The 24,793-nt window shown below is 38.6% G+C and carries 21 protein-coding genes and 1 other annotated feature; of the genes, 16 read left to right on the forward strand and 5 right to left on the reverse strand.

Features of this window, described 5'->3' with window-relative positions; translation table 11 throughout:
• Positions 1–112: 112 nt before the first annotated feature.
• Positions 113–955, reverse strand: coding sequence for a Cof-type HAD-IIB family hydrolase (locus ACFO3P_RS11640; protein WP_042535485.1), 843 nt, complete (start codon positions 953–955; stop codon positions 113–115).
• Positions 956–1,108: 153 nt separating this feature from the next.
• On the opposite strand from ACFO3P_RS11640, the gene yjfP reads away from it, so the two are divergent.
• Together yjfP and ACFO3P_RS11650 are read left to right on the forward strand one after the other, a co-directional pair.
• Positions 1,109–1,873 (forward strand): esterase, encoded by a 765-nt coding sequence (gene yjfP / locus ACFO3P_RS11645; protein ID WP_042535483.1) that lies wholly within the window; start codon positions 1,109–1,111, stop codon positions 1,871–1,873.
• Between the two features lie 62 nt (positions 1,874–1,935).
• Positions 1,936–2,247 (forward strand): metal-sulfur cluster assembly factor, encoded by a 312-nt coding sequence (locus ACFO3P_RS11650; protein ID WP_040979684.1) that lies wholly within the window; start codon positions 1,936–1,938, stop codon positions 2,245–2,247.
• 73 nt (positions 2,248–2,320) lie between these two features.
• Here ACFO3P_RS11650 and ACFO3P_RS11655 read toward each other — a convergent pair whose 3' ends face one another.
• Together ACFO3P_RS11655 and ACFO3P_RS11660 are read right to left on the reverse strand one after the other, a co-directional pair.
• Positions 2,321–3,142 (reverse strand): undecaprenyl-diphosphate phosphatase, encoded by an 822-nt coding sequence (locus ACFO3P_RS11655; protein WP_042535481.1) that lies wholly within the window; start codon positions 3,140–3,142, stop codon positions 2,321–2,323.
• 218 nt (positions 3,143–3,360) lie between these two features.
• The gene (locus ACFO3P_RS11660) at positions 3,361–3,537 is read right to left on the reverse strand and encodes a DUF2929 family protein (protein ID WP_084613006.1); all 177 of its coding nucleotides are present in this window, start codon (positions 3,535–3,537) and stop codon (positions 3,361–3,363) included.
• A gap of 145 nt (positions 3,538–3,682) precedes the next feature.
• Here ACFO3P_RS11660 and ACFO3P_RS11665 point away from each other — a divergent pair, with 145 nt between their 5' ends.
• The 6 genes from ACFO3P_RS11665 (at position 3,683) to ACFO3P_RS11685 (ending at position 9,411) form a co-directional block, all read left to right on the forward strand.
• Positions 3,683–4,288 carry a hypothetical protein gene (locus tag ACFO3P_RS11665; RefSeq protein ID WP_289585377.1) on the forward strand — a complete coding sequence of 202 codons (606 nt, stop codon included), beginning with the start codon at positions 3,683–3,685 and terminating at the stop codon, positions 4,286–4,288.
• Between the two features lie 18 nt (positions 4,289–4,306).
• Complete coding sequence (locus ACFO3P_RS11670) at positions 4,307–5,263, forward strand: BMP family ABC transporter substrate-binding protein (protein ID WP_256704913.1); 957 nt, start codon at positions 4,307–4,309, stop codon at positions 5,261–5,263.
• Between the two features lie 169 nt (positions 5,264–5,432).
• Positions 5,433–6,371: a beta-ketoacyl-ACP synthase III gene (locus ACFO3P_RS11675; protein WP_042535475.1), complete on the forward strand. Its 939-nt coding sequence runs from the start codon at positions 5,433–5,435 to the stop codon at positions 6,369–6,371.
• Positions 6,372–6,398: 27 nt separating this feature from the next.
• Positions 6,399–7,640: a beta-ketoacyl-ACP synthase II gene (gene fabF, locus ACFO3P_RS11680; protein ID WP_042535473.1), complete on the forward strand. Its 1,242-nt coding sequence runs from the start codon at positions 6,399–6,401 to the stop codon at positions 7,638–7,640.
• A gap of 656 nt (positions 7,641–8,296) precedes the next feature.
• Entirely contained in the window at positions 8,297–8,503 is a 207-nt protein-coding gene (locus tag ACFO3P_RS22870; protein ID WP_042535471.1) for a hypothetical protein, read from the forward strand.
• Positions 8,504–8,649: 146 nt separating this feature from the next.
• Complete coding sequence (locus ACFO3P_RS11685; RefSeq protein ID WP_042535469.1) at positions 8,650–9,411, forward strand: YjbA family protein; 762 nt, start codon at positions 8,650–8,652, stop codon at positions 9,409–9,411.
• A 45-nt stretch (positions 9,412–9,456) separates the two neighbouring features.
• On the opposite strand, the gene trpS is transcribed toward ACFO3P_RS11685, so the two are convergent.
• Positions 9,457–10,446: a tryptophan--tRNA ligase gene (gene trpS / locus ACFO3P_RS11690; RefSeq protein WP_042535465.1), complete on the reverse strand. Its 990-nt coding sequence runs from the start codon at positions 10,444–10,446 to the stop codon at positions 9,457–9,459.
• Positions 10,447–10,565: 119 nt separating this feature from the next.
• Positions 10,566–10,739 (reverse strand) — a binding site (T-box leader).
• Positions 10,740–10,950: 211 nt separating this feature from the next.
• Here trpS and ACFO3P_RS11695 point away from each other — a divergent pair.
• Both ACFO3P_RS11695 and ACFO3P_RS11700 read left to right on the forward strand, forming a co-directional pair.
• The gene (locus tag ACFO3P_RS11695; protein WP_042535463.1) at positions 10,951–12,177 is read left to right on the forward strand and encodes a putative glycoside hydrolase; all 1,227 of its coding nucleotides are present in this window, start codon (positions 10,951–10,953) and stop codon (positions 12,175–12,177) included.
• A 736-nt stretch (positions 12,178–12,913) separates the two neighbouring features.
• On the forward strand, positions 12,914–14,260 hold the full coding sequence (locus ACFO3P_RS11700) for a gluconate:H+ symporter (protein ID WP_042535461.1): 1,347 nt from the start codon (positions 12,914–12,916) through the stop codon (positions 14,258–14,260).
• Positions 14,261–14,515: 255 nt separating this feature from the next.
• Here the strand turns inward: ACFO3P_RS11700 and ACFO3P_RS11705 are convergent, their stop codons facing one another.
• Positions 14,516–15,889: a GntP family permease gene (locus ACFO3P_RS11705; protein ID WP_289585378.1), complete on the reverse strand. Its 1,374-nt coding sequence runs from the start codon at positions 15,887–15,889 to the stop codon at positions 14,516–14,518.
• A gap of 1,028 nt (positions 15,890–16,917) precedes the next feature.
• Here ACFO3P_RS11705 and ACFO3P_RS11710 point away from each other — a divergent pair.
• The 6 genes from ACFO3P_RS11710 to ACFO3P_RS11735 all read left to right on the forward strand — a co-directional run bounded on the left by ACFO3P_RS11710 (position 16,918) and on the right by ACFO3P_RS11735 (position 24,771).
• Positions 16,918–18,687, forward strand: a complete 1,770-nt coding sequence (locus tag ACFO3P_RS11710) for a sigma-54-dependent Fis family transcriptional regulator (RefSeq protein ID WP_042535457.1) — start codon at positions 16,918–16,920, stop codon at positions 18,685–18,687.
• A gap of 241 nt (positions 18,688–18,928) precedes the next feature.
• Positions 18,929–20,251: a four-carbon acid sugar kinase family protein gene (locus ACFO3P_RS11715; RefSeq protein WP_193064332.1), complete on the forward strand. Its 1,323-nt coding sequence runs from the start codon at positions 18,929–18,931 to the stop codon at positions 20,249–20,251.
• A gap of 78 nt (positions 20,252–20,329) precedes the next feature.
• Positions 20,330–21,334, forward strand: a complete 1,005-nt coding sequence (gene pdxA / locus ACFO3P_RS11720) for a 4-hydroxythreonine-4-phosphate dehydrogenase PdxA (protein ID WP_042535453.1) — start codon at positions 20,330–20,332, stop codon at positions 21,332–21,334.
• A 154-nt stretch (positions 21,335–21,488) separates the two neighbouring features.
• Complete coding sequence (locus tag ACFO3P_RS11725; RefSeq protein ID WP_193064331.1) at positions 21,489–22,739, forward strand: nickel pincer cofactor-dependent isomerase, group 22; 1,251 nt, start codon at positions 21,489–21,491, stop codon at positions 22,737–22,739.
• A gap of 205 nt (positions 22,740–22,944) precedes the next feature.
• The gene (gene larE, locus ACFO3P_RS11730) at positions 22,945–23,784 is read left to right on the forward strand and encodes an ATP-dependent sacrificial sulfur transferase LarE (protein ID WP_042535449.1); all 840 of its coding nucleotides are present in this window, start codon (positions 22,945–22,947) and stop codon (positions 23,782–23,784) included.
• A gap of 390 nt (positions 23,785–24,174) precedes the next feature.
• On the forward strand, positions 24,175–24,771 hold the full coding sequence (locus ACFO3P_RS11735) for a GNAT family N-acetyltransferase (RefSeq protein ID WP_042535447.1): 597 nt from the start codon (positions 24,175–24,177) through the stop codon (positions 24,769–24,771).
• Positions 24,772–24,793 lie beyond the last annotated feature (22 nt).

Raw genomic sequence — 24,793 nt, forward strand, 5'->3', positions numbered from 1 at the left:
GAGTACCTCCTCATTTAATTGTTCGTAAGTTTATATTAACAGAAAATCGAAAAGAGATAAAGAAAAGGAAGGCTGCATATGTTTTATCTGCAGACTCCCTTCTTAATAACCATTACACAAGGCTGTTATTCTTATTAAGATTTAAATATTCTTCTAAAAATATGCTGATACCGTCTTCTTCATTCGTTAAGGTCTGATGTTTGGATACAGAGACAAGGTCGTCAATCGCATTTCCCATAGAAACACCGACACCGGCATAATCAATCATTTCTAAATCATTGTCCTCGTCGCCAAAAGCAATAATATTTTCACGGGCAATGTGATATTCGTCAGCAATGGCTTTTAGCCCGACTGCTTTATTCATTCCTTTTTTGATAATTTCAATGATATTCCATGGAGCACCCCATTTACGATGTTCAATGACTTCCGCATGATAATCATTTAAATGATTTCGCAGCTCCTCTACCTGCGAAACGTTAGGATGAATAAGAACAGAAGTCGGATCATATTTTAATTTAGATTTAATGTCGCCGATAATATATGGCGATTGCTCGGGGAAATCTTGAAAGATAGTCATAATATCTTCACTGTATTGATCTAAATAAACCTGGTCTTGCACTTCAGCTAATATATTTTTTACTTCGACTTCGTTGGAAACATCAATAATCCGATGTGCGGTAGTCAGAGGCATTGGCGTGTGAATACCTTTCCAGCTGGTATCCAGAGGATGGTGTACAAGTGCTCCATTGAAGTTTACCATCGGTGTTTTTAATTGGAGTTCCTGATAGTATTGAATACTGGCACGGCCGGGTCTTCCGGTGGCAATAACAACCACGTGGCCATCTTCTATTGCTTGAGATATCGCCTGTTTATTTCGAATACTGATTTTCTTATCATCTGTCAATAACGTACCATCTAAATCCAATGCGATTAAGTGCCTGTTTTTATTTTCCATTCTGTCACCTCTCATTTGATTTTTATGTTACCATGATTTGAAAATATGTAAAGTAAAGAAAAATTAAACAAAAGCTGCATTGTTTGCGAAAGATATTACAAAAACTTTACAATAGAGATAGTACGTTGATAAGTGAAAGGAAGCGTGTCAGAAATGATAGGAATATATCAGGAACCAATCGAGGGAATACCTTGCTTGCATGTTGTCGATCAAAAGTATGCTGGCGGGGAACGGCCGACGGTTATTTATTACCATGGTTTTACAAGCGCGAAGGAGCAAAATTTGCCGATAGCCTACATGCTTGCTGAGAAAGGATTTCGGGTGCTTCTACCGGAAGCGCTGCACCATGGGGAAAGAAACAGCGGTTTATCAGATGATAAACGGCAGCTCGCTTTTTTTGAAATCGTGTTAAAAAATATTCGTGAATTGGATATTATCCGGAAATACTTATTAGAAAATAAGCTTTTAAAAGAAAATGCATTAGGTGTAGCTGGAACCAGCATGGGAGGAATTACAACAAGTGCTGCGCTTGTCAAATATTCCTGGGTCAATGCAGCGGCTGTTATGATGGGCACCCCTAAACTGCAAGCATATGCGCACCAACTACTGCAGTATGCTGAAAAGAATGGGAAGACACCATTTACACAAGAAGATTTGGATGATTTGTTTGAACAGCTGGCTGAATTAGATTTGTCTGCCCACGTGGAATCACTTCACGAACGTCCGTTAATGTTCTGGCATGGGGAAAATGATAAAGTAGTTCCTTATGAACAATCGCACTCCTTTTACCAAACAGTCAAGCAGGCTTATAAAAAGAAAGACCATCTGCAATTTATTGGCGAAAAAGGCAGGGAGCATAAAGTTAGTGTGCCGGCAATGCATCACGCTGCAGAGTGGTTTGAGCGGCATCTGTTGTAAAATGATTTAATTACATGTTAAAGTATGATTTAATAGAAACAAGGGAAAGGAGGATGACACGTATGGATGAAGCGATGAAAGAGAATCTAATGGGTGCATTAGAAAACGTTATTGATCCGGAACTAGGTATTGATATTGTCAATCTTGGTTTAATATATGATGTAGATTTGGATGATGATGGCTTGTGTGTAGTTACGATGACATTGACTGCAATGGGATGTCCTTTATCTGCGCATATTGAGGCAGATATCAAGCATGCTTTATCAGATATTCCAGAAGTAAAAGAAACAAAAACAAATATTGTTTGGGATCCGCCTTGGGGTAAAGATAAGATGTCCCGCTATGCGAAAATTGCCTTAGGTATTCCAGATTGATAAAAGAGAGCAGAATATAAACAAAGGCATCCGTCTAAAAAGAATGGATGCCTTTGTTTATATTTGGAGATTATTATAAGAAAATCAATACAAGAATACCGACGATGACACAGTAGTATGCGAAATACTCCAGTTTTCCGTGCCGCATCACGTTCATAAACCATTTAAGTGCAAAATAGCTGGCAATGAAGGACGTAATGAATGCTACCAGATAAGGTGCCCATAGATAACTCATTGCCGGGTCACTGGCGATTTCAGGTATTTCAAGAATACCTGTACCAAGACTTACCGGAATATAGAGCAGGAAAGAAAATCGTAAAGCTGTTTCCTTCTTCATGCCGACAAGCATCGAAGCAACGATAGTTGCACCGGATCTGCTGATTCCCGGCGTGACAGCAATCGATTGAACCAGGCCGACAATGATAGCATCTTTTGTTGATAAATCTCCATCCTGTTTGCGTCCTCTGAGATTACGGATAATCCAAAGAGCAAGAGCGGTGATTAATAAAGTTATCCCGACTACATTCGTTCCGCTCAACGTTTCGCCAAGTGCATCTCCGAATAACACGCCGATAATCCCGACAGGAATGGTTGCGATGACGAGATAAACAACAAACATAAAGTCACTTTTGACCGTTTTATCTCCTTTGAATAAGAACTTCCATGTACTGACGATTAAACGTATAATATCTTTGCGGTAAATCAGCATTACAGCCAGTAGAGAAGCGAAGTTAACAAAGATTTCAAAAGAAAGCCCTCTTGCTTCAATATTAAACAGCTCTCTGACAATGATTAAGTGTCCGCTGGAGGATACCGGTATTGGTTCGGTAACTCCTTGTACGATACCAAGAACAAAATACTGGATCAGTGTCCATAAATTACTTAAAGCGTCCATGTTTTTATACCTTCCTTTATTTTTTCTTCTCTGATTGTACAGTTATTTCTTAAAATGAACAAAGCAGAACTACAATCAATTTTGTCCATTCCAATTTATTAGCCTGTCCTTATATGTAAATATGCTAAAAATGATAAGCATAAAACGTTTTCTTTAATAAAAGGCATTTTAGAAATATAGAAACCCCTTGCCGCATAGAATAAGACAAGGGGTTTTACCTACTTAGTGTCTTCTTTCAAAACCAGACCAGCTAAAGCAAAAACGAATATAGAAAAAATACCCGCTACAATCAGTGCATCACGAACAATAAATGGTGCTGCGCCCATGCTTGTCAATACATAAGAGACTGCTAAAGAAATAGCTACAGCCCAAAAAATAGTTGCTATAAAACGCATAAGTCCACCTCACTTTACTACCTTATCTAAGCATATCATAAATACTATTTTAACATGAAAAGCTTTTTGTTGCTGTAAAGAATTTAAAAAAATCATGAAAATTAGTGGTTCTTTACCTGAATATGACTATAAAGGAGTGTTTTCCTTGCGAGTATTCGTTACTCCCCACAATCATTGGATTGGCTACCATATAGTAACAGAGTTATTAGATGCGGGCTGCCAAGTCGATGGAAAGCGGGATAATCAAATCGATTCTGGACTGGAAGATTTTTTTGGAAGGAACAGTCATTTTCAAGAAACGGATCAAGTGACAAATTCATATGATTTGGCTATTGTTATCAATCATCATTCCGAGATAACGGATTTGCCGCAGTATACTAAAAAGATATTGCATATATATACCGATGCAAACGGACATAAGATATCAAATTATGCAGACACAACAGTGATTTCCGCTCCCTATCTTATTGGGGAAGGAATGGAAATGAACGAAAATGGATTGATTGCAGACGGCAGACTGCTTTCTTTTGCAGATAAAGAATGGCAAAACAAAGCGATTTATATCAAAGATTTTTTAAATGTATTGATGCAATGGATAAAAATGACCCATTTGCCAAAATTAATAGAGATTATCTCTGTTAACGATAACTTAACAAACACAAAAGTTGAAAAAAAGCAGGTTCTGCTGGAAAATAGAGATATAGATGAAGTAATAAAAACAATACAAACATTTAATAAGCGACTTCGGTAATGAAATGGGTGTGCTAAGTTGAAATATATCTACTATCCAACAATCCTTCTATTTTTGATTTGTACATTGTCTGCCTGCTCTTATTTTGAGACGGGTCAAATACAAAATGTCGGGTTTATAACGGATTCAGAAATAGATAATAACCCTTGGACAGAGCAAGGATATCAGGCCATGGAGGAGATTGGGGAAAAATATGATGTAGATGTTTATTATAAAGAAAATATACAAACGATGCATGATATGCAGGAAGCTGTTGACCAATTTGTTCAAGATGGTGTGAATTTGATTTACGGGCACAGTAATATTTATGGAGAATATTTTATGTCATTGGCAGAAAGTTATCCAGATGTTCATTTTGTTTACGTGAATGGAGGAGAGTCCGGAGAAAATGTAACCTCTCTTAATTTTAATGGGCATGCCATGGGATTTTTTGCTGGTATGGTTGCTGGAAATATGACAGAAAGCCAGCAGATAGGGATTATTGCGGCAAATGCTTGGCAGCCGGAAATTGAAGGATTCTTTGAAGGGGTCAATTATGTAAACAATGAGGCAGAAATAAAATTCAATTATACAAATGATTGGAATAACGTGGAACTGGCGTTGAAAAATTATAATGCCATGCAGCAAGAAGGTGCAGATGTTGTGTATCCGATTGGAGATGCTTTCAGTGAAGCTGTCTTGAAAGAGGCAGAAGAGGATAATCTTTATGGAATCGGATATATGATGGATCAAATGGAAGTTGCGCCGGATGCCGTATTAACAAGCACGATTCAACATGTTGGAGAGTTATATCAAGCAGCAGCAGACGAATTTAACCAGCAGGAGCTGGAAGGAAAAATTTATACCTATGATTTTAAAGATGGTTTTATATCACTTGGTGAATTTCAATCCGCTGTCCCCGATGAGGTAAGACTTCAAGTAGAGGAAGACATCGAAGCGTACATTGAAACAGGTTTATTGCCAAATGAATATTGAGCGGCGAAGCAGTAATCAAAAAATATAATAAATCAAAAAAGAAATTGGATAGCCTGGTTATGAAGAAGGGGTAAAATTGTAACTTGCTATCCAATTCATTTTATCTTAAAATTAGTACCAAGTCATAATGTTTGATATTAATGTTATTATAGAAGGGGAGCGCGGTTAAATGAGTATCGGTATTTTAGGGACCGGCCATTATTTGCCTACAAATGTAGTTACCAACCATGATTTGGAGAAAATCGTTGATACAAACGATGAATGGATTCGAACCAGGACCGGAATTCATGAAAGAAGGCTGGCTACAGACGATATTGATACTTCAGATATGGCATATCATGCATCCATAGAAGCGCTGAAAGATGCAAATGTGAAAGCGGAAGATATTGATTTAATTCTGGTAGCGACAGTAACACCGGATACAGCTTTTCCATCCATTGCCTGCCTGATCCAGGATAGATTAGGTGCTGTAAATGCCGCAGCAATGGATGTTGGAGCAGCCTGTGCCGGATTTATGTATGGTGTGATTACAGCAAATCAATTCATTGCAGCAGGTACGTATAAAAATGTACTCGTTGTCGGGAGTGAAAAACTGTCTAAAATTACAGACTGGACCGACCGTTCGACCTGTGTTTTATTTGGCGATGGTGCTGGAGCAGCGGTCATTGGTGAAGTATCTGAAGGGAAAGGTATCCTGTCCTTTGAACTCGGCGCAAATGGCGCTGGAGGGAAGGAACTCTATTTAAATAAAGAAGATCATATCATCATGAACGGTAGAGAGGTTTTTAAATTTGCTGTGAGGCAAATGCCGGAGTCTACCATCCATGTTGTTGAAAAAATTGGATTATCTCGTGAAGATGTGGACTATCTTGTTCCGCATCAGGCAAATATCCGGATTATGGAAGCGGCAAGAGAGCGATTAGGTATTTCCGAGGATAAAATGGCGAAATCGATTGAGCGTTTTGGAAATAATTCTTCTGCTTCGATTCCTATGGCTTTGTCTGAAGCAGTAAAAGAAGGTAAAATAAAAGATAATGATTTAATCGTATTAGTAGGATTCGGAGGAGGTTTAACCTGGGGAGCGGTTGCAATGCGCTGGGGCAGGTAAGCTTTATCTAATTAAAGGAGGATTACTATCGTGGAAAAAAGAGTTGTAATAACAGGACTAGGAGCTGTAACTCCCGTTGGTAATGATGTTTCTACGATGTGGGAAAGCATTATTAATGGGAAATCAGGTGTTGATTTTGTTACGAAAGTAGATAAAGAACAATTCACAGCGAAAGTAGCTGCCGAGATAAAAGATTTTGATCCGGCTGCTTATATGGAGAAAAAGGATGCCCGCAAAATGGATCCTTTTACACAATATGCTGTGGCAGCTGCGAAAATGGCTGTAGAGGATGCAAAATTAGAAATTACAGATGAGAATGCTGACCGTGTCGGTGTCTGGATTGGTTCTGGAATCGGGGGAATGAAAACATGGGAGGACCAGCATTCAAAGTTTTTAGAGAAAGGTGCGAAACGTGTCAGCCCGTTTTTTGTGCCAATGATGATTCCGGATATGGCTGCAGGACAAGTGTCTATTCAATTAGGAGCCAAAGGTATTAATGCTTGTACAGTAACAGCCTGCTCTTCTGGTGCAAACTCTATTGGAGATGCATTCAAAGCAATCCAACGCGGTGATGCAGATGCAATGATTACCGGCGGTACAGAAGCGCCAATCAGCAATATGGCATTTGCTGGATTTACGTCAGCAAAAGCATTAAGTACAACCGATGATCCGAAGAAAGCAAGCCGCCCATTTGATAAAGAAAGAAATGGTTTTGTTATGGGTGAAGGTTCGGGTATCCTGATTTTAGAATCACTGGAATCCGCAAAAGAACGCGGCGCACAAATTTATGCAGAAATTGTCGGTTATGGAGCAACAGGCGATGCATACCACATTACAGCACCTGCTGATAATGGGGAGGGCGCTGCCCGGGCGATGCAGCATGCAATTGCTGACGCAAAGCTGGATTCCAATGATATTGATTATGTGAATGCGCACGGGACAAGTACAGACTTGAATGATAAGTATGAGACAGAGGCGATTAAAACGGTCTTTGGTGAAAAAGCGTCCAGTTTAGCTATTTCCTCAACGAAATCAATGACTGGTCACTTATTAGGAGCTGCAGGGGCGATTGAAGCAATTATTTCCATTAAAGCAATCATTGATGGAATTGTCCCTCCAACTATTAATTATGAACATCCGGATCCGGAATGTGATTTAGATTATGTGCCAAATGAAGCCAGAAAGCAGGAAGTGAATGCAGTAGTAAGTAATTCATTAGGTTTTGGCGGACATAATGTAGCGCTAGTGTTTAAAAAATATGAAGCATAGTTAAAAGAAGCTTATCCCTTTTTTAGGGATAGGCTTTTTTCTTAAAGAATAAGAAAGTATAAAAAAATGCTGAATATATCCGCTCCAGAAATACACTCCGCTTTCCGTGGGCTTGAGCTCAGCCTCCTCGAAAAAAAGAAGAACACTTTTTTTCTGCGGGGTCTTCCCACTGCGCATTCCCACAGGAGTCTCCGTGTATTTCTTCTGGGACTGGGACTGCGATTACTCGTCCCACCGAAAACCATTGCGATTACTCGCCCCATCAAAACCGTCGCTAGAATTTGCGTTATTTCCTTGTGAAAAAGCAAATAAAACATAATTCCACTTAGATGGGAGCGGATGTTGTCGACTCCTGCGGGAAAAGCAACAGGTAGACCTGAGCAGGAAGCGGTTTTCTTCCTACCCGCTGGGCATAAGTGCGACTATGCTTCTGTCTGCGCCTGACGGCTTGCCAATCAGCAAGTCTTCTTTAAAGGAGGCTAAGCCGTTGCCCGCGGAAAGCGACTTCCCGTAGCGGACATCTCTTCGGCAAGAACACCGATGTTTTAAAGACGAAGCAGTATTCTTGGTTTTTCTAACATCCTGTAAAAACCTTGTATTTTCCGTGGGACAAGCACATAGAATAATATAAACGGACAAGCAGGTGAGGCGATACAATGGGCTCTTTCTTTATATTTCTAGTCGGATTTGGAATGACAGTTACAGGAAGTGTTACTATCATAGCATATTTCAATTTTCTCCCCGCCGGGTTAAGCTGGGCTGACTATTTTACATTTATAGCAGGGCGGTTAGAATGTTATTTTCTTCCTTTAGGTTTATTGCTGATCCTTATTTCCCTCCGTCATTTTAGTGTAGAAAAATAAGTGATTTCGCATAAAAATATGAGAGATGGTCATAATGTATTTTAACCTTCAAGTTCAAAAGATATAGAACGTAACAAGAATATAACGCATCAAATTTTTCTTTTGAACTAAAAGATAATAAATGGCAGATAAGGTGGGGTTAGGAAATGTTATATTTACATGACGCTTGGGTAAATTGGTTTGAAGGGGAAGAGAACGGATATAATGTATGCCCCTTCCACGAATGGCGAAAATCTGATTCTGTTGAATTATTAGATCAAGTACCGCTGCTGTACATATCGAGCGAACTATTCGAATACATTGAAAATGATATTCGTGAGCTTCCAAAAGATTTACTCGATAGTATCTATAAAAGAGCAACGATACGAAAAGGACAAAAAAGAACGGTATTGGAATATGCAGCTGTAGTCACAGATGGCATGGAAATACTTGCTTTTGATACAGCGGGGTATTATATTCCAGTTAGAAAAAGCAGGCTGATACCCAGACAGGAACAATTAGTGTACAGCATGATTGAAAAAGCAGAACAAAAAAACTACGGCTTTAAAAAGGAAAGCTATCAAAAGGAATACCATATGCTATCTATGCCGCCATCTTTTATTCATGGACTGACAAGGAAAGAACGTCAGCTTAAACAGCTGTTAATGATTGGATTAGATCAGTTAAAAACAACAAATAATAAACAAGAATTAAGGTATTGGCTTACAGAATGGAATCCTAAAAAATATCCTTCTATTAAATATATGAATGAAGAGGAGGTTTGGGAGGCGCTTTATAACGGCTTAAAAGACGGCTGGAGTCGAGCGCATGAAGAACTTTGCAGGAAACTGATACGTGGGCAGGCTTTCCTGGAACGAATGTGGGAAGCTGAAATGGAGCCCGAAGAAAATACATCGAAACAAAATTAAAAAAACAAGGAAACGGTAAAAAATCGTTTCCTTGTTTTTTTAGCATTATTTTCTGACTCTGCCTAATCCCACCGCTTTTTTTGCTTTTTTTAATGTCTTTCCAGCAGTGATAGAAGCTTTTTCGGATCCTTTATCCAGAATAAGATCCAGCTCTTCTGAGTCGATTAATTCTTTATATTTTTCTTGGATTGGTTCTAATACACTGATGACTGCATTAGCTACACCCTGTTTAAAATCTCCGTAGCCTTTATCAGCATATTTTTTCTCCAGAGCTTCAATAGATTCTCCAGTACAAACAGAATAGATGGTTAATAAATTGGAGACGCCAGGTTTATTTTCTTTATCAAATTTCACGATGCCTTCTGAATCGGTAACCGCACTTTTGATTTTCTTTTCTATTTGTTTTGGTTCATCCAGCATAGAAATGTATCCCTTTTGGTTCGTATCTGATTTGCTCATCTTTTTCGTCGGATCCTGTAAAGACATAATCCGTGCACCAACTTTTGGAATACGAATTTCTGGAATTGTAAAAATATCGTTGAAACGGTGATTAAAGCGTTGTGCTAAATTACGGGTCAGTTCCAGATGCTGCTTCTGATCATCCCCAACAGGAACGACATTTGTATTATACAGTAAAATATCGGCTGCCATAAGTGTAGGGTAAGTTAATAAAGCAGAAGAAACAGCTTCCTGTCCTTTTGATTTATCCTTATATTGTGTCATTCTTTCCAGTTCGCCAATATAGTTGATGGACTGCAAAATCCATGCCAGCTGCGTGTGGGCCGGAACTTCAGATTGGACAAACAGGGTTACCTTATTCGAGTCGATTCCTGATGCCAGATAAAGTGCAGCTAATGATTTGATATTTTTTCTTAACGCTAATCTATCTTGTGGAACAGTGATTGCATGCTCATCAACAATACAGAAATAACAATCGTATTCATCCTGTAATTCGACGAATTGTTGAAGTGCACCTAAATAATTTCCTAGGGTCAATGTGCCGCTAGGCTGAATTCCTGAAAAAATAGTTTGCAATGTCTTCACCTCATTTATTTATTTCCAAGCAGAAAAGATATCCGCTGTGTGAGCTTGAGGAATCAGGATTAAATGTTGAATTATTTCCCAGGCAATAAAAAAAGCCCACTCATTCCCAAAATAGGGACGAATGAACCGCGTTGCCACCCTGATTATTCTATAAATAGAATCACTTCATTAGTAAAATAAAGCTCCAAAGCCCAATTCCACCTTCCCATGATACTTGTTTTCAGCACCACAAGCTCTCTTAAATCAGCGGGAAAGATGTACTATATCTTCTTCAATGCTTTTGCTATTAAATTAAGTTTATTATAAGTTTATTTTTAACAAATTGCAAGTAACCTATACATAAGAAAATCGACAAAATAGCCAGCGATATTTTTTTGGATGTATATTTACCTACAAAATAAAACTTTTTTCCACTTTTTGCGAGTTTTCCTTTTAAAAACTTCCTTCCTTCATTTATACTAGTAATAAAATATATTCAAATGGGAGATTGATTGGATGAAAAAATGGAGGAATCTGGTAACGGCTTTTGTTGTTGCTGGTGCAGCATTGGTCGGTCTGGGGCAAGCAAATGAAGTTCATGCAGAGGATGGCGCGGATGTAGTAGCAAAATCTCATAAAGAGCGGTCTACGAGCTTAGAAGAAATTGATACTTCCCAACGGTTTAGCCGCTTTGTTATTACGTCTGATTATAATTTTACATATCCGGATGCAGTACGGGGAATCTATGTTACTGGTAATTCAGCCGGCGGAGAAAAAATGGAAAGTTTAATAGATTTAGTATCTTCCACAGATTTAAATTCAATGGTAATCGATGTGAAAGAGGATTACGGACATATCACATTTGCCCCTGAGGAAGGATCAGTGTATGAAGAAATAGGCACAACATTTATTTCTGACCCCGATGCAATGATGGAACGATTAGAGCAAGAAGAAATTTATCCAATTGCGCGTATTGTTGTTTTTAAAGATAATATTTTAGCTGAAGCCCGTCCTGATCTATCTTTTAAAGAAAATGGAGAAGTTTGGACAAACGGCAGCGGTCATGCATTTGTGAATCCTTTTGAAAAAGAAGTATGGGAATACAATGTAGAAATAGCTAAAATGGCTGCAGAAATGGGCTTTAAAGAAATACAATTTGACTATGTTCGATATCCGGAGGGCTTTGAAAATAGAGATGAGGATTTAGAATATTCCATGGGGGATTATGCAGATTTAGATATGGATAATGTTCAAAAGCGTGTCGAAGCAGTGACTGATTTTGTTGCTTATGCCCGTGAAGAACTAAGCGATTATGATGTTGATGTATCCGTAGATATTTTCGGGTATGCAGCAACGATAGAGGAAACACCGGGAATTGGCCAAAACTTCTCAAAAATCTCTGAGAATGTAGATATTATTTCATCTATGATTTATCCAAGCCATTGGGGTTCTTATTTTGGACTTTCTAATCCAGATGAAGAACCATATGCTCTTGTCGATGAATATTCCCAAGTAGAAAATGAAGTTTTGGGTGCTTTGGATGAACCGCCTGTATCTCGTCCATGGTTGCAGGATTTTAGTGCGCCATGGTTATACAGCGGACCGACATTTGAATATGGCAAAGAAGAAGTAGAAGCACAAATACAAGCATTATATGAAAATGATATTAATGAATTCCTGTTGTGGAATGCAGGTAATACCTATACGGAAAATGTAGATTATTTAATTGGAAAAGAAGACTGATGGAAAAGCTCCAGGATGAATGAAAACTGCTCGACCGAGTAAATAAGAAAAAAATAAAAATCAAATGATATTGGAACAGCCTGACACCGGAATTTTGAACAGTGTCGGGCTGTTTTTATTTCTTCGATGAATATTCTTGCTGACTCCATTCTTTTATCTAAATCTGTGCACTGCTTCGATCTCATCACACTTTAATCACGGAGAACCGTCCGTAAAACTCCTAATGAGTGAAATTCGTTTTATGTATCCGCCACACCTGCTTATTTTCTTACACACGAAACTTGAAACTTAATCTAACAAAAAATAGAAACTGTCGCAAAAACCAACATAATAATAGTGTTTGTTCTCTTGACAATAATATACACAAAGTATAGAATGTTTTTTGTTGCCAAAAACAACAATTAAAGTAATATCTAAACTATTTCAGGCAGTGAAAAAGAAAAGTGTTGTGAATTTATATCTTTGACATCAGAAGGGGAAGGTTTCTGATTCATTCTATATTCCGGCGGTATGTGATTTTCAAATGAGGAACATAGATTAAAATAAATGGACTTTCCATTTTAATCTATTTCGTTTGTAAGCACTCTCATTCAAGGAGAAAAAACAAATTTGTATTTTTGTTGAAAGCGTATACCGCAGAAGCTTATCATGATGTCATTTATAGAGAATTAAAAATTACAACATCTTTATCATAAACAAATAGAACTGCTAAAACTTACATCAGGGGGACAGACAGATGCCATTATTAATTGTTGCACTAGGGGTACTTTTATTACTTATTTTTATTATGAAATTTAAATTAAATACATTTGTTTCATTGGTTATTGTTTCATTTATAGTAGCTTTAGCACTTGGAATGCCTATGGGAGAAGTTGTTGAATCGATTGAGAACGGATTAGGAGGAACGCTTGGCCACATCGGGTTAATCTTTGGGATGGGCGCTATGCTTGGAAGACTTATTGCTGATTCCGGCGGGGCTAATCGAATTGCGATAACGTTGATTGACAAATTTGGTGAGAAAAGAATTCAATGGGCAGTTCTATTTGCTTCATTTATCGTTGGAATCGCCTTATTCCTGGAAGTAGCCATCGTATTACTTGTTCCAATTATATTCTCGATAGCAAAAGAGTTAAAAATTTCTATCGTGAAATTAGGATTGCCGATGGTTACAGCTGCGCTGGCAACACATGCTTTCTTGCCTCCGCATCCTGGTCCGACAGCGGTAGCTTCAGAATATGGCGCAAATATTGGGTTGGTTTTAATTTATGGAATTATTGTTGCTATTCCGACCGTAATTATTGCAGGAATTTTATATCCAAAGCTTGCGCAAAAAATTGTGCCTACTGCATTTACCAGAGAAGGCAGCGAATCGTTTGGTGTCCAGAAAACGTTCAAATTAGAGGAAACGCCTGGTTTTGGAATTAGCTTATTTACAGCATTGTTTCCTGTAATATTAATGGCTTTAGGTGCGATTGTTGATATGATTCAGCCAGCTTTGGGCATTTCTGATAATTTATTTATGAATGTGATTCGTTTCATTGGTAATTCTTCAACAGCTATGACACTTTCTTTATTACTGGCAATTTATACGATGGGAATAAGAAGAAATATTCCTGTTAAAAAATTAATGGATTCCTGCTCTTCAGCGATTAACGCATTAGGAATGCTGCTGCTGATCATCGGTGGCGGCGGAGCGTTAAAGCAGGTGCTTATTGATGGAGGTGTCGGAGATTACGTTGCTGATATCTTTGCAGGTTCCATGATGTCTCCCGTCTTTTTTGCGTGGATGATTGCAGCGATTTTACGTATTTGTTTAGGTTCCGGGACAGTTGCAACATTAACTACTGCAGGGTTAGTTATTCCATCACTTGCCGGAATCCCGGACGTTAACTTGGAACTCGTTACACTTGCAACCGGTGCAGGCAGTGCCATTGCCTCTCATGTAAACGATGCTGGCTTCTGGATGGTTAAAGAATCTCTGGGGATGTCCTTAAAAGAAGCATTTGGAACATATACGGTACTTTCAACCATTGTAGCTGTATCTGGTCTAGTATGTACTTTATTATTGGATATCATCATTTAAAGAGGCAGAACTAGTTCGATAAAAGTGATGCGGAGAAGTGTGGCAGTACTGTGAAAGGTGCAGGCAACGTATGCAGCTGAATTTGGTTCTTACATTCTTCTATTTAAATTTAACACAAAAAACCAACCATTTATTGATTCTATAAATGGTTGGTTTTTTGCACTTTACGATGCCAGCAGGCAGAAAAAAAATCGGGATAAGTTTGTTGAAGGGGGAGGGAAAAAATCACTTCTCCTTCCCTTCATTTTGTTATAGTTAAAGAATCATGTTGGCAATCAGAAGACAAATAAATCCTATAAACCACATGATTGTAGTTGGTACGGACCAAACCATGATTTGTTCTTTCACGTTCTTGATTCCTAACATACGGTTCACAACCCAGTAGAAACTGTCGTTAAAGTAAGAGAAAATTAAAGATCCGAGTGCTGCAGCAGACGCAGCTAGTGCCATATTAACATCCATCTGTGCCAAAATCGGTGCTGAAATGGATGCTGCTGTAATCATAGCAACTGTTCCGCTTCCTTGAACCAGACGGACCATTGTCGAAACGAAGAACGGAATCAGAATAGCTGGCAGCGGCAGTTCAGCAATTTGCTGTGCAATATAATCTCCTGTTCCACTTGTACGTAATACGTTTCCAAGCGCACCGCCGGCACCGGTAACAAGCAGAATTATACCCGCATCCTGAATTCCTCTTTCCATTTCCTCCAATGTATTTAGCCGGCCGCGGTTACCCGCCAGCGCATAGATTGCAACGATAAGACCTAGTGCAACGGCTATAATCGGCTGACCTAAGAAGATGAAAATTCCATAAACACCTTCTGTTAGCTCTAAAGCATCCAGCGTTGTGTTCAAGAAAATCAGAATAATAGGAATTAAAATGGGCAAGAATGAACGTCCAAAAGATGGAAGATCCTTTGCTCTTTCGTTAATGACTTCAACCATTTCTGGATAACCCATATGCTGATTTGGTCTAGTGAAGCCTGCTTCGGAATCATCAGGCAGCTGGTAAATTCTTTTTCCTAGCCATTTTGCATAAAGAACACCTGCAATCATAAGCGGAATCGCCAGCGTAAGGCCTAATGCAATCATAATGCCGATATCTACTCCGAAAATGCCAGCTACTCCTAACGGTCCTGGCGTAGGAGGAACTAATGTATGAGTGAGTACGAGACCAACGGCTAAGGCAACACCGATGGAGATAACAGATTTTCCTGTTTTTCTAGAAAGCGTTTTAACTAAAGGATTTAAAATAACGAAAGCAGAGTCAACAAATATTGGAATTGAAATGATATACCCTGCAATCGCCATTGCCCATTCTTCTTTTTTCTTTCCGACAAATTTAATTAATGAATAAGCGAGTGTTTCAGCAGCACCGGTAATTTCAAGGATGCGTCCCATCATGACGCCCAGGCCAATGACAATCCCGATAGATGCAAGCGTACTGCCAAAACCTTCTGAGATAGCAGCAGCAACATCGCCTGGGACCATCCCCCCAACAAGGCCTGCGATGGAAGCAGCAATGATTAGTGCTAGAAATGCGTGAATCTTTGTCTTTAAAACTAATAAAATTAGTACAATTACCCCAAGTATTAACCCGGAAACCATTTGGATACCTGATGGTTCCATAATATTTCTCCCCCTTTGTAAATGTTTACATTTGAAACAAAAATAAAAACGATGGATACCATTTCTCATAAAAGCACATTTGATTCTAGAATGTAGCAACTTTTATTCAGCATTTGTTATTTATGCAAAAAGAATGCGATTTCAATTTAAAAAAATATAATTAGAATGTGCATCACCCCTTTTGCGGACGATTGTAAGTGCTTAAATAAAACTTAAAAATAAAAGTTCATGCACCTCTCCGCGTATATAAGTGAACAGCAGGATTTCTAATATATATTGAATTACCAAAATTGCAACACTTTTTTCAATTAAATAATTAAATCTTTAAAAAATAATGAGAAATGTTATTTATCGCATCATATTGTGCTGTAATGAATTCTATATTCTTCAACAGAACTTGTCAAGTAGATATTTTATATTAATTTTGTTACTTTTTTCAACATGAATATGTATGCCTTGTTTTCTGATTGGGCATTTATCACGGAGAATCGCTCGTAAAACTCCTCTGAATGAAATTTCGTTTTATGCAGGGGAAGGAATGTTTTACATAATGCATTTCAACGTCAATGACTGCTTAGGTGTGTGAAGAAAATTCGTGCTTTCGGTGAAAATGCAAATGAAACTGTTGAAATATGTTTTAATTGGTAGTAGCCAAAAACAATAGTTTGGCAGTGGAATCAAGAAGCTAAATCTCCGTTTAACTGGACATTTAGCGGGAGTTCGATGCAAAATAAACCAAAGGGGTTACATAAGGAACGATTGCGTGATAAAAAATTAAATAAGAAATGTGTATGAAAGGGCAGGTACGTCTATTCAAATGGATGAAAACAAGGAAATTATCTTGTCATTTATTTTTATCACGGAGAACCGCCCGTAAAACCCCCGCTGAATGAAGTTTTGTTTTATAGAGAATAAGAATTCAGATTACTTACCCGAATTTTTCTTGATACAATGGAACAAAATAAGCTCTTTTCTTAAAAAAATAAAGAAATCGATAACTTGATTTTTTCGACAGAAGGTGAAGTTGAATGATAAAAGTATTAGTAATTGTCCCGTATGAGGGACTGCTTGAAATGATGAAAGAAGTTAGCCAAGAAGTAGAGGATATTGAATTACAAGTGGAATTAGGTAACCTGTCAGAAGGTGTGGCTATTGCAAAGAATGCTGAAAATGAAGGGTATCATGTTATCGTCAGCCGCGGGGGTACAGCTTCCATGATCCAAGAGGCCGTATCGATACCGGTAATAGATATCCAAGTTTCCGGCTATGATGTGCTGCGAATTTTAACACTTGTGAAAGGATTTTCCGGTAAAGCTGCTATTGTGGGATTTTCAAATATTACCCAAGGTGCTGCTACCATATCTGAACTGCTGGATTTAGATATTAAAACATTAACAATTACGAGAGACAGCGAAGTAAAAGAAAAACTACTGGAATTAAGTAAGGATGGTTACGAGGTTGTAATTGGGGACGTTGTCACTGTGCAGACGGCTAAACAATTAGGAATGACCGGAGTATTGATTACATCGGGAAAAGAGGCAGTGATAGACGCTCTGGAAGAGACACGAAGATCCTACCGCTTATTTTCAAGATTGCAACAGAATATCGCATTTATGGAAACCATTCTTGACAGTGAAGAGCAGGCTATCGGTGTTTTTAATCAGGACAATGAAGTGATTTATGGGAATGAGCAATTTTATCATGAGTTTCATTGGTTAAAGTTAGACAATACTGATGTTAAGAAGCTTATACAGGAAACAACCTTAGCGAATGAGAAGCAAGTAAAAACGCTTTCCATCAATAATAAATTATGGGAAATAACGACATGCCCGATTCAAGACGCAACCATCTTATTTTTTAAAAATGCACATTCGCCCCAAACGATTACGAAAAGTGAACATATAGATTCCAATGTTATTGAATTACACACCTTTGTTGCCCGTACTCCAATTTTAGGGAAAAGTGATGTTATTCATCATGTAATGGATCAAATCGAGCATTTCGGAGAACTTGACGGCCCGGTCTGGGTTTCGGGAGAGCAGGGAAATGGCAAAGAACTGGTTGTCCACTCTATTTATTTGAAAAGGCAAACAGCAGATAAACCGCTGATTACCTTGCACTGTGATGTGATAACTGCAGAACAATGGAAAGACCTGATGAAGGAAAGCTTTTTTCAAAAATATGCTAACAGTATATTCTTCTTGAAAAATATTGATAAATTGAAACCTTACATGCAGAAGGAGTTATTGCAATTTCTTCAGAATGAAAATAACCGGAATCCGCAATGGCTTATTTCTTCTGGGGATAATATGGAAAAAATAATTAAAAATGGCACCTTCCATCGCGAGTTGTTTCAATTGTTAGCTCAATCTCATATTCATATACCTCCGCTGCGGGAACGCAGAGAGGATATTGAGTATTTAGTTCATGTGTTTATTTCTGATCTGCATCCGAAATATGGCAATGAAGTTGTCGGAATCCGCAACGATGCACTGGAGCAGCTGATTGATTATGATTGGCCCGGAAATGTTGGGCAATTAAAATATGTCATTGAACAATTGTTTTTAGAATCTCAATCTTATTATATTGAGAAAACAGAAGTGGATACTGTGTTTAAGCGGGTAGAACAACAAGCAAAGCAGAATGATGTGTTATCGTATGTGGATATGAGCGGTACATTAGAAGAAATTGAGAAACAAGTCATCATAAAGGTTCTTGAAGAAGAAGGAATGAATCAATCCAGAGCAGCAAAACGCTTGGGAATCAATCGTTCTACCTTATGGCGCAAGCTGAAATAACAGCTTGCGTTTTATTTTTGACAATAAAATTACAATATGATGCTAAATACAACATGTTATTAAAAAGGAAATAAAACAAATAAAATATATTGCAAAATACAACGGATTGGTTTATCATTATGAATGAAAACGTTATTAGTGTATAAGCAACCTCCTTATAATTAAAGTAAGATAAATATCATACAAGAAAAGTTAAACAATAAAAGAAAAACGGAGATTGTTCAGAAGGGGGTAAATAGAGTTGGAACTGGCAGTGATTGCAGATGACTTAACTGGTGCAAATGATACAGGTGTTCAATTTGCAAACAGAGGGTTAAGTACGACCGTACTTTTTTCAGACACCGAATTACAATCATCGCATTTAAGTGAAGATGTCATCGTTTTAAATTCAGATAGCCGTGCACTCGATTTTCAAAAAGCATATGATATTGTTTTTAAGCTATCTACAGAATTGAACAGATTAGGGGTAACAAACGTTTTTAAGAAAATCGATTCTACAATGAGAGGGAACATCGGTCAGGAAATCGATGCAGTAATGGACGTCTTTCAATTCAAAACCTCTTTTGTAGTACCGGCCTTTCCGAAAAGCAAACGGACAACGGTGGAAGGAAAACACTATGTGAATGGGGTGCTGTTAGCAGACTCGGAAATGTCCAATGATCCTTCCTGTCCTGTAAAGCAGAGCTACCTTCCAGAATTATTGGAGGAACAGAGTAAACGGGATATCCAATTGATTTCCATTTCGGATGTGCAAAAAGGAAAAGATCATATACTGGAAAAAATGTTGAAGTTGACTGCTGCAAACTCATCTCAAATTATTGTCATTGACGCAACAACAGATGAAGAATTGAAGGCGATTGTTGAAGCGGCCGAAGCATTGAAAGAAAAATTTCTCTGGGTCGGATCGGCGGGGGTAGCCTCTCATCTTTCCAGTACAGGCGGTAACCGGAAAGAGGTATTGCAGAGCAACCAATCAGATGAACGTCCGCCAGTACTGGTTGTAGCAGGCAGTGTGAACATGATTACCGATCAGCAGATTCATGATTTGAAAAAAGGGAATAATGTAGAAGAGATTGTTATTTCTCCTGAAGCGTTCTTTGACAACGACAAACGAAAGTATGAAATAGATCGTATCGTTCAGTCTGGCCAGGCGTTATTGGCAAAAGGGGATTTAGTAATAACAACGGATCGCGGACAAGAAGCGAGAAATCGAGTAAAGCAGCTGAAGCAGGAGCTTGATTTATCAAACTTTGATGTAGGTTATACAATTGCTGAATCCATGGGAATGATTGCTGGTCAGTTGATTGAAGCGAATGATATTAGTGGTGCAGTCTTAACCGGCGGCGACATTTCAGGTGCAACCTGTAAAGCATTAAAAGGAGAAGGAATTCGGGTGATTGGAGAAGTGGAGCCCGGTATCCCTTATGGGCAGCTTTTCGGCGGATTATTCGATGGACTTCCTGTTGTAACCAAAGCAGGCGCATTTGGAACGGAACAAGCGCTATCCAAGGCCCTTGAAACAATTACAAAAGTGCAGGGACCTGTGATGAACAATAAAAAGTAACATATAACGCCAGGTGTATGGTTGGTAATTACAATATGCTTGGCAAAAAAAGATTAGGATAATTAGGAGGAATTTATTATGGCTGCGAAACAACCAACGATTGCGATTACAATGGGTGACCCTTCAGGAGTGGGGCCGGAGATTATTGTCAAATCTTTAAATGATAAACATATTTATGAAACAAGCCATCCATTTGTAGTTGGTGATGCAAAAATATTAAAAAGGGCACTGGAAGTAACAAATGTAGAGCTTAAAGTAAACAGCATTACTAAACCAGAGGAAGCAGTATATGAATATGGCATAATTGATATTATTGATTTAGATTTGGTTTCTGAAGATTTGCCATGGGGGCAGGTTTCCCCTGAAGCGGGAAATGCTGCATTCCGCTACTTGGAAAAGGCAATCAGCTATGCAAATGAAGGGGCAATTCAAGGAATTTGTACAGCTCCTTTAAACAAAGAAGCACTTCATAAAGCTGGTCATGTTTATCCTGGTCATACAGAAATTTTAGCAGAACTGACAAATACAAAAGATTTCGCAATGATGCTCTCTGCGCCAGGTTTAAGAGTGATTCACGCAACCACTCATGTTGGACTGATGGATGCAATCAAGAAAAATAATGCAGAGCGTCAATATACAGTGATCAGGCTTGCGCATGAAACATTACAAAAAGCAGGAATTGAATCTCCTCGCATCGCAGTTTGCGGCATCAATCCGCATGCTGGAGAAAACGGACTTTTCGGTAACGGGGAAGAAGAAGAAAAAATCATTCCGGCCATTGAAAAAGCGCAGGCTGAAGGAATCAATGTGCAAGGGCCGCTTCCGGCAGATACACTGTTCTTTAGAGCGAAACGCGGTGATTTTGATATCGTTGTGGCGCAGTATCATGACCAGGGACATGGCCCGATTAAAGTATTAGGTCTGGAAGCTGGCGTGAATATTACAGTTGGACTTCCAACTATCCGTACGAGTGTTGACCATGGGACGGCATTTGATATTGCCGGCAAAAATATTGCTGACGAGCTGTCATTAAAAGAAGCGCTGCGTATGGCAGTTGAATTAGCTCCAGAAAATGAATCCTAAAAAATTGAGCAAGAGGTTGTGATCAGCCTCTTGCTTCTTGGCATGAAAAGCTGGCAAGTATGAGACTGGGGGTTACGGAAGAATAAATTCCTCATTAAGACAGGGAATATTTCATCGATTTTAGATAAACGTAATTTGAAAGGAGCTGTAAACAATGTCTTTACCGAAAATGGCAAAAATTAGACAAAAATTTGAAGTGGAAAGTCTGGACGATATTACAGGAACTGTTTCAGAGCAATTCAACCATGTGAATGCGGATAAGAAAATCAAACCCGGCATGGAAATTGCAATTACTGTCGGAAGCCGCGGGATTGCTAATATTCCGCTTATTGTCAAGGGTGTAGCGGATGAAATTAAAAAAAGAGGTGCAACACCATTTATTATCCCGGCGATGGGAAGTCATGGCGGAGCTACTGCGGAAGGTCAAATCGAAGTACTTGATGGACTTGGGGTAACAGAGGTGTCAACCGGCTGCGAAATTCGTTCATCCATGGAAGTTGTAGAAGTAGGCAAAACATCAGCTGGTATTCCTGTTTATGTTGATAGGCATGCATATGAAGCGGATGGTATTATCGTGATGGGGCGTGTGAAGCCGCATACCGATTTTAAAAAGGATATTGAAAGTGGTATCTTGAAAATGGCATCGATTGGTATGGGAAAACATAAGCAGGCGTTAGCGCTTCATACACATGGCATCAGAGGAATTCGTGATATGATGCCTGAGGTTGGCAAGGTTGCGATCAGTCATTCAAATACACTGTTTGGTATAGCGATTGTAGAAAATGCGCATGAAGAAACCGCGATTATTGAAGCGATTGATCCTAATCAAATTGAAGAACGTGAAAGAGAATTATTAAAACGTGCATTTGCTTTAATGCCTAGTCTTCCGGTTGATGAGATGGATATATTAGTTGTTGATGAAATAGGCAAAAATCATAGTGGAACAGGCATGGATACAAACATTATTGGCCGTATACGGGTGCTGGGAGTAGAGGAACCTGAAAAGCCTAGTGTCAAATACGTGATTGCTTCTAAATTAAGTGAGGCCAGCCATGGGAATGCATTAGGGATTGGTCTGGCGGATTTGACAACAAAACGTTTATTTGAAGTAATTGATTTAAAAGCCATGAATGAAAACGTTGTAACAAGTACATTTTTAGACAGAGCTAAAATTCCAATCGTCCTTGATAGTGATCGGAAAGCATTAGAAGCAGCACTCCGCGCCAATTGGGGCGTCCCGTCGGAAGAGGCAAGAATCGTGCGGATTCCAAACACGCTTCATATCGGAGAGTTATTTGTATCAGAAGTGATTTTCAATGAATTGAAAGAGAATGAAAACATTGAGGTATTAGAGGATTTGCATCAAATGGAATTTGATGCAGAGGGCTATTTTCCTCCAATGTAAATAGAAAGGCAAGTTAGGTTACTTCATTTATTTTAATCATTGTGAATGGACGAGTTGGCTATGTTAAAATGAAAGTGGAAAAGATGAAGAAATTATTTGTCGCCTATAATCAAAAAGAAGTTTATTTAAAACATTTTAATAGAAGTTTAAGATGCTGAGATGGAATCAGTAACAATAAATTGCTTGTTGGGGAGTGTATGTAAAAATGAATAATCTGCAAGAAAAAAATAAACACTTAGGCAATATTTTGAAGGGTATGGGCCGCGTAATGGTTGCCTTTTCTGGCGGAGTAGATAGTGCAGTTGTATTGAAGCGGGCGCAGGAAGAGCTTGGGGACAATGTATTAGCCGTGGTTGTAAACTCTGAGCTTTTTCGCGACTCTGAATTTGAAGCCAGTGTACAATTAGCTGAAAATCTGGGGGTCCGTGTGCATCAAACAGAAATGAAAGAACTGGAAAATCCAGATATTATAGCAAATAATCCGGAGAGCTGGTATTTCAGTAAAAAACTGCTTTACACACATCTGAATAAACTGGCTGAAGAAATGGGTTATTCGTACGTTTTAGATGGCATGATTATGGATGATGAAGCGGATTTTCGTCCGGGATTAAAAGCAAGAACAGAGGAAGGTATCCGCAGTGTGCTGCAGGAAGCAGACTTTTATAAAACAGAAGTTCGCGCACTTGCGAAGGAATTGAAGCTTCCTGTTTGGGATAAAGTGGCATCCTGCAGCCTGGCTTCTCGTTTTCCTTATGGTACGAAGCTAAACAAACAAATCGTTCAGCAAGTCGATCAAGCTGAATTGTATTTAAAAGGGCTTGGTTTTGAAGAGGTGCGTGTGCGCTATCATGATAATGTAGCGCGTATCGAAGTAGCTGGAGACAAAATATTGGAATTACTTGATGAAAAGGAAGAAATCCAAAATAAGCTGGTCAGCTTTGGGTTTGATTATGTATCCGTCGATTTGCTTGGCTACCGTACAGGAAGCATGAATGAAGTTATCGAGCAGGATCAATGGGAAACAAAACTGTCAGCGCACGCTTAAACCATCGAAATCAATCAGGAAGCAGTTTTCATCTGGAAGAGGGAACTTAAAAAAGCAGGTAAAAATCACGCAGTCCAAAAGAAAGTTATTGGACGGCTTGTTTTTACCGGGCTTTTTTCAGCGGCCTGTGAAAGATTGAAGGCTGCTCTTTTTTTATCGCGGAGAACCGCCTGTAAAACTCCCGCTGAATGAAGTTTCATTTTATAGCAATCTGAAATTATATGAAAAGAAGGAACCATAAACAGAGAAGTGCTTTATTTTGATTGCTTTTCTAAAATCAGCAAAACCTTGTCGTGTTAAGAAAGGAAATTATGGATTCCTGCTATCATTTCACAATTAAAATGAAATCGGTTATAATGAAACGATAATAATCGAAAAGGAGCAACCTGAATGAATTGGTATGAAAAGCTGAACGATTATTTTCCGGTAGAAGAGATGAAATCTAAAAAGCATATGGAGCTTTTACTGGCGGAAAAGGGCGATGTCTATTTTAAAGATGAGAGTCCAAAACATGTATTGATGTATGCGGAATTCGATACATTTCTTTTTATTGATTATCTCTGGGTATCATCGAATACTAGAGGGCAGGGGATTGGTCATCAGCTGATAGACAAGCTGAAAGAAAAAAATAAGGCGATTATTCTGGAAGTGGAACCGATTAATTATGATGATACCGACTCGGAAAAAAGATTAAAGTTTTATTCCCGTGAAGGTTTTCGTCATGCAAGAGCGATTGGATATAACCGCAAATCACTGGCAACGGATGAAGAAACACCGATGGAAATCTTATATTGGTCTCCTCAGGGTGATTCAGAGGAAGTTATTTATAGTCAGATGAAAAAAATGTATGAAGATATTCATACATACAAGGACAAAGAGATTTATGGAAAAAAATATCAGCCTTCAGATGAAGTATTGCGTTATAATGAAGATGAAAAATCGGATAACCTTTTAGAAGGTATGCAAAAACGGAAAGAATCGAATTAAAGGCGATTCTTTAATGAAAGCT

This window comes from Oceanobacillus aidingensis (assembly GCF_042654105.1).
Classification (GTDB): Bacteria; Bacillota; Bacilli; order Bacillales; family Amphibacillaceae; genus Oceanobacillus; species Oceanobacillus oncorhynchi.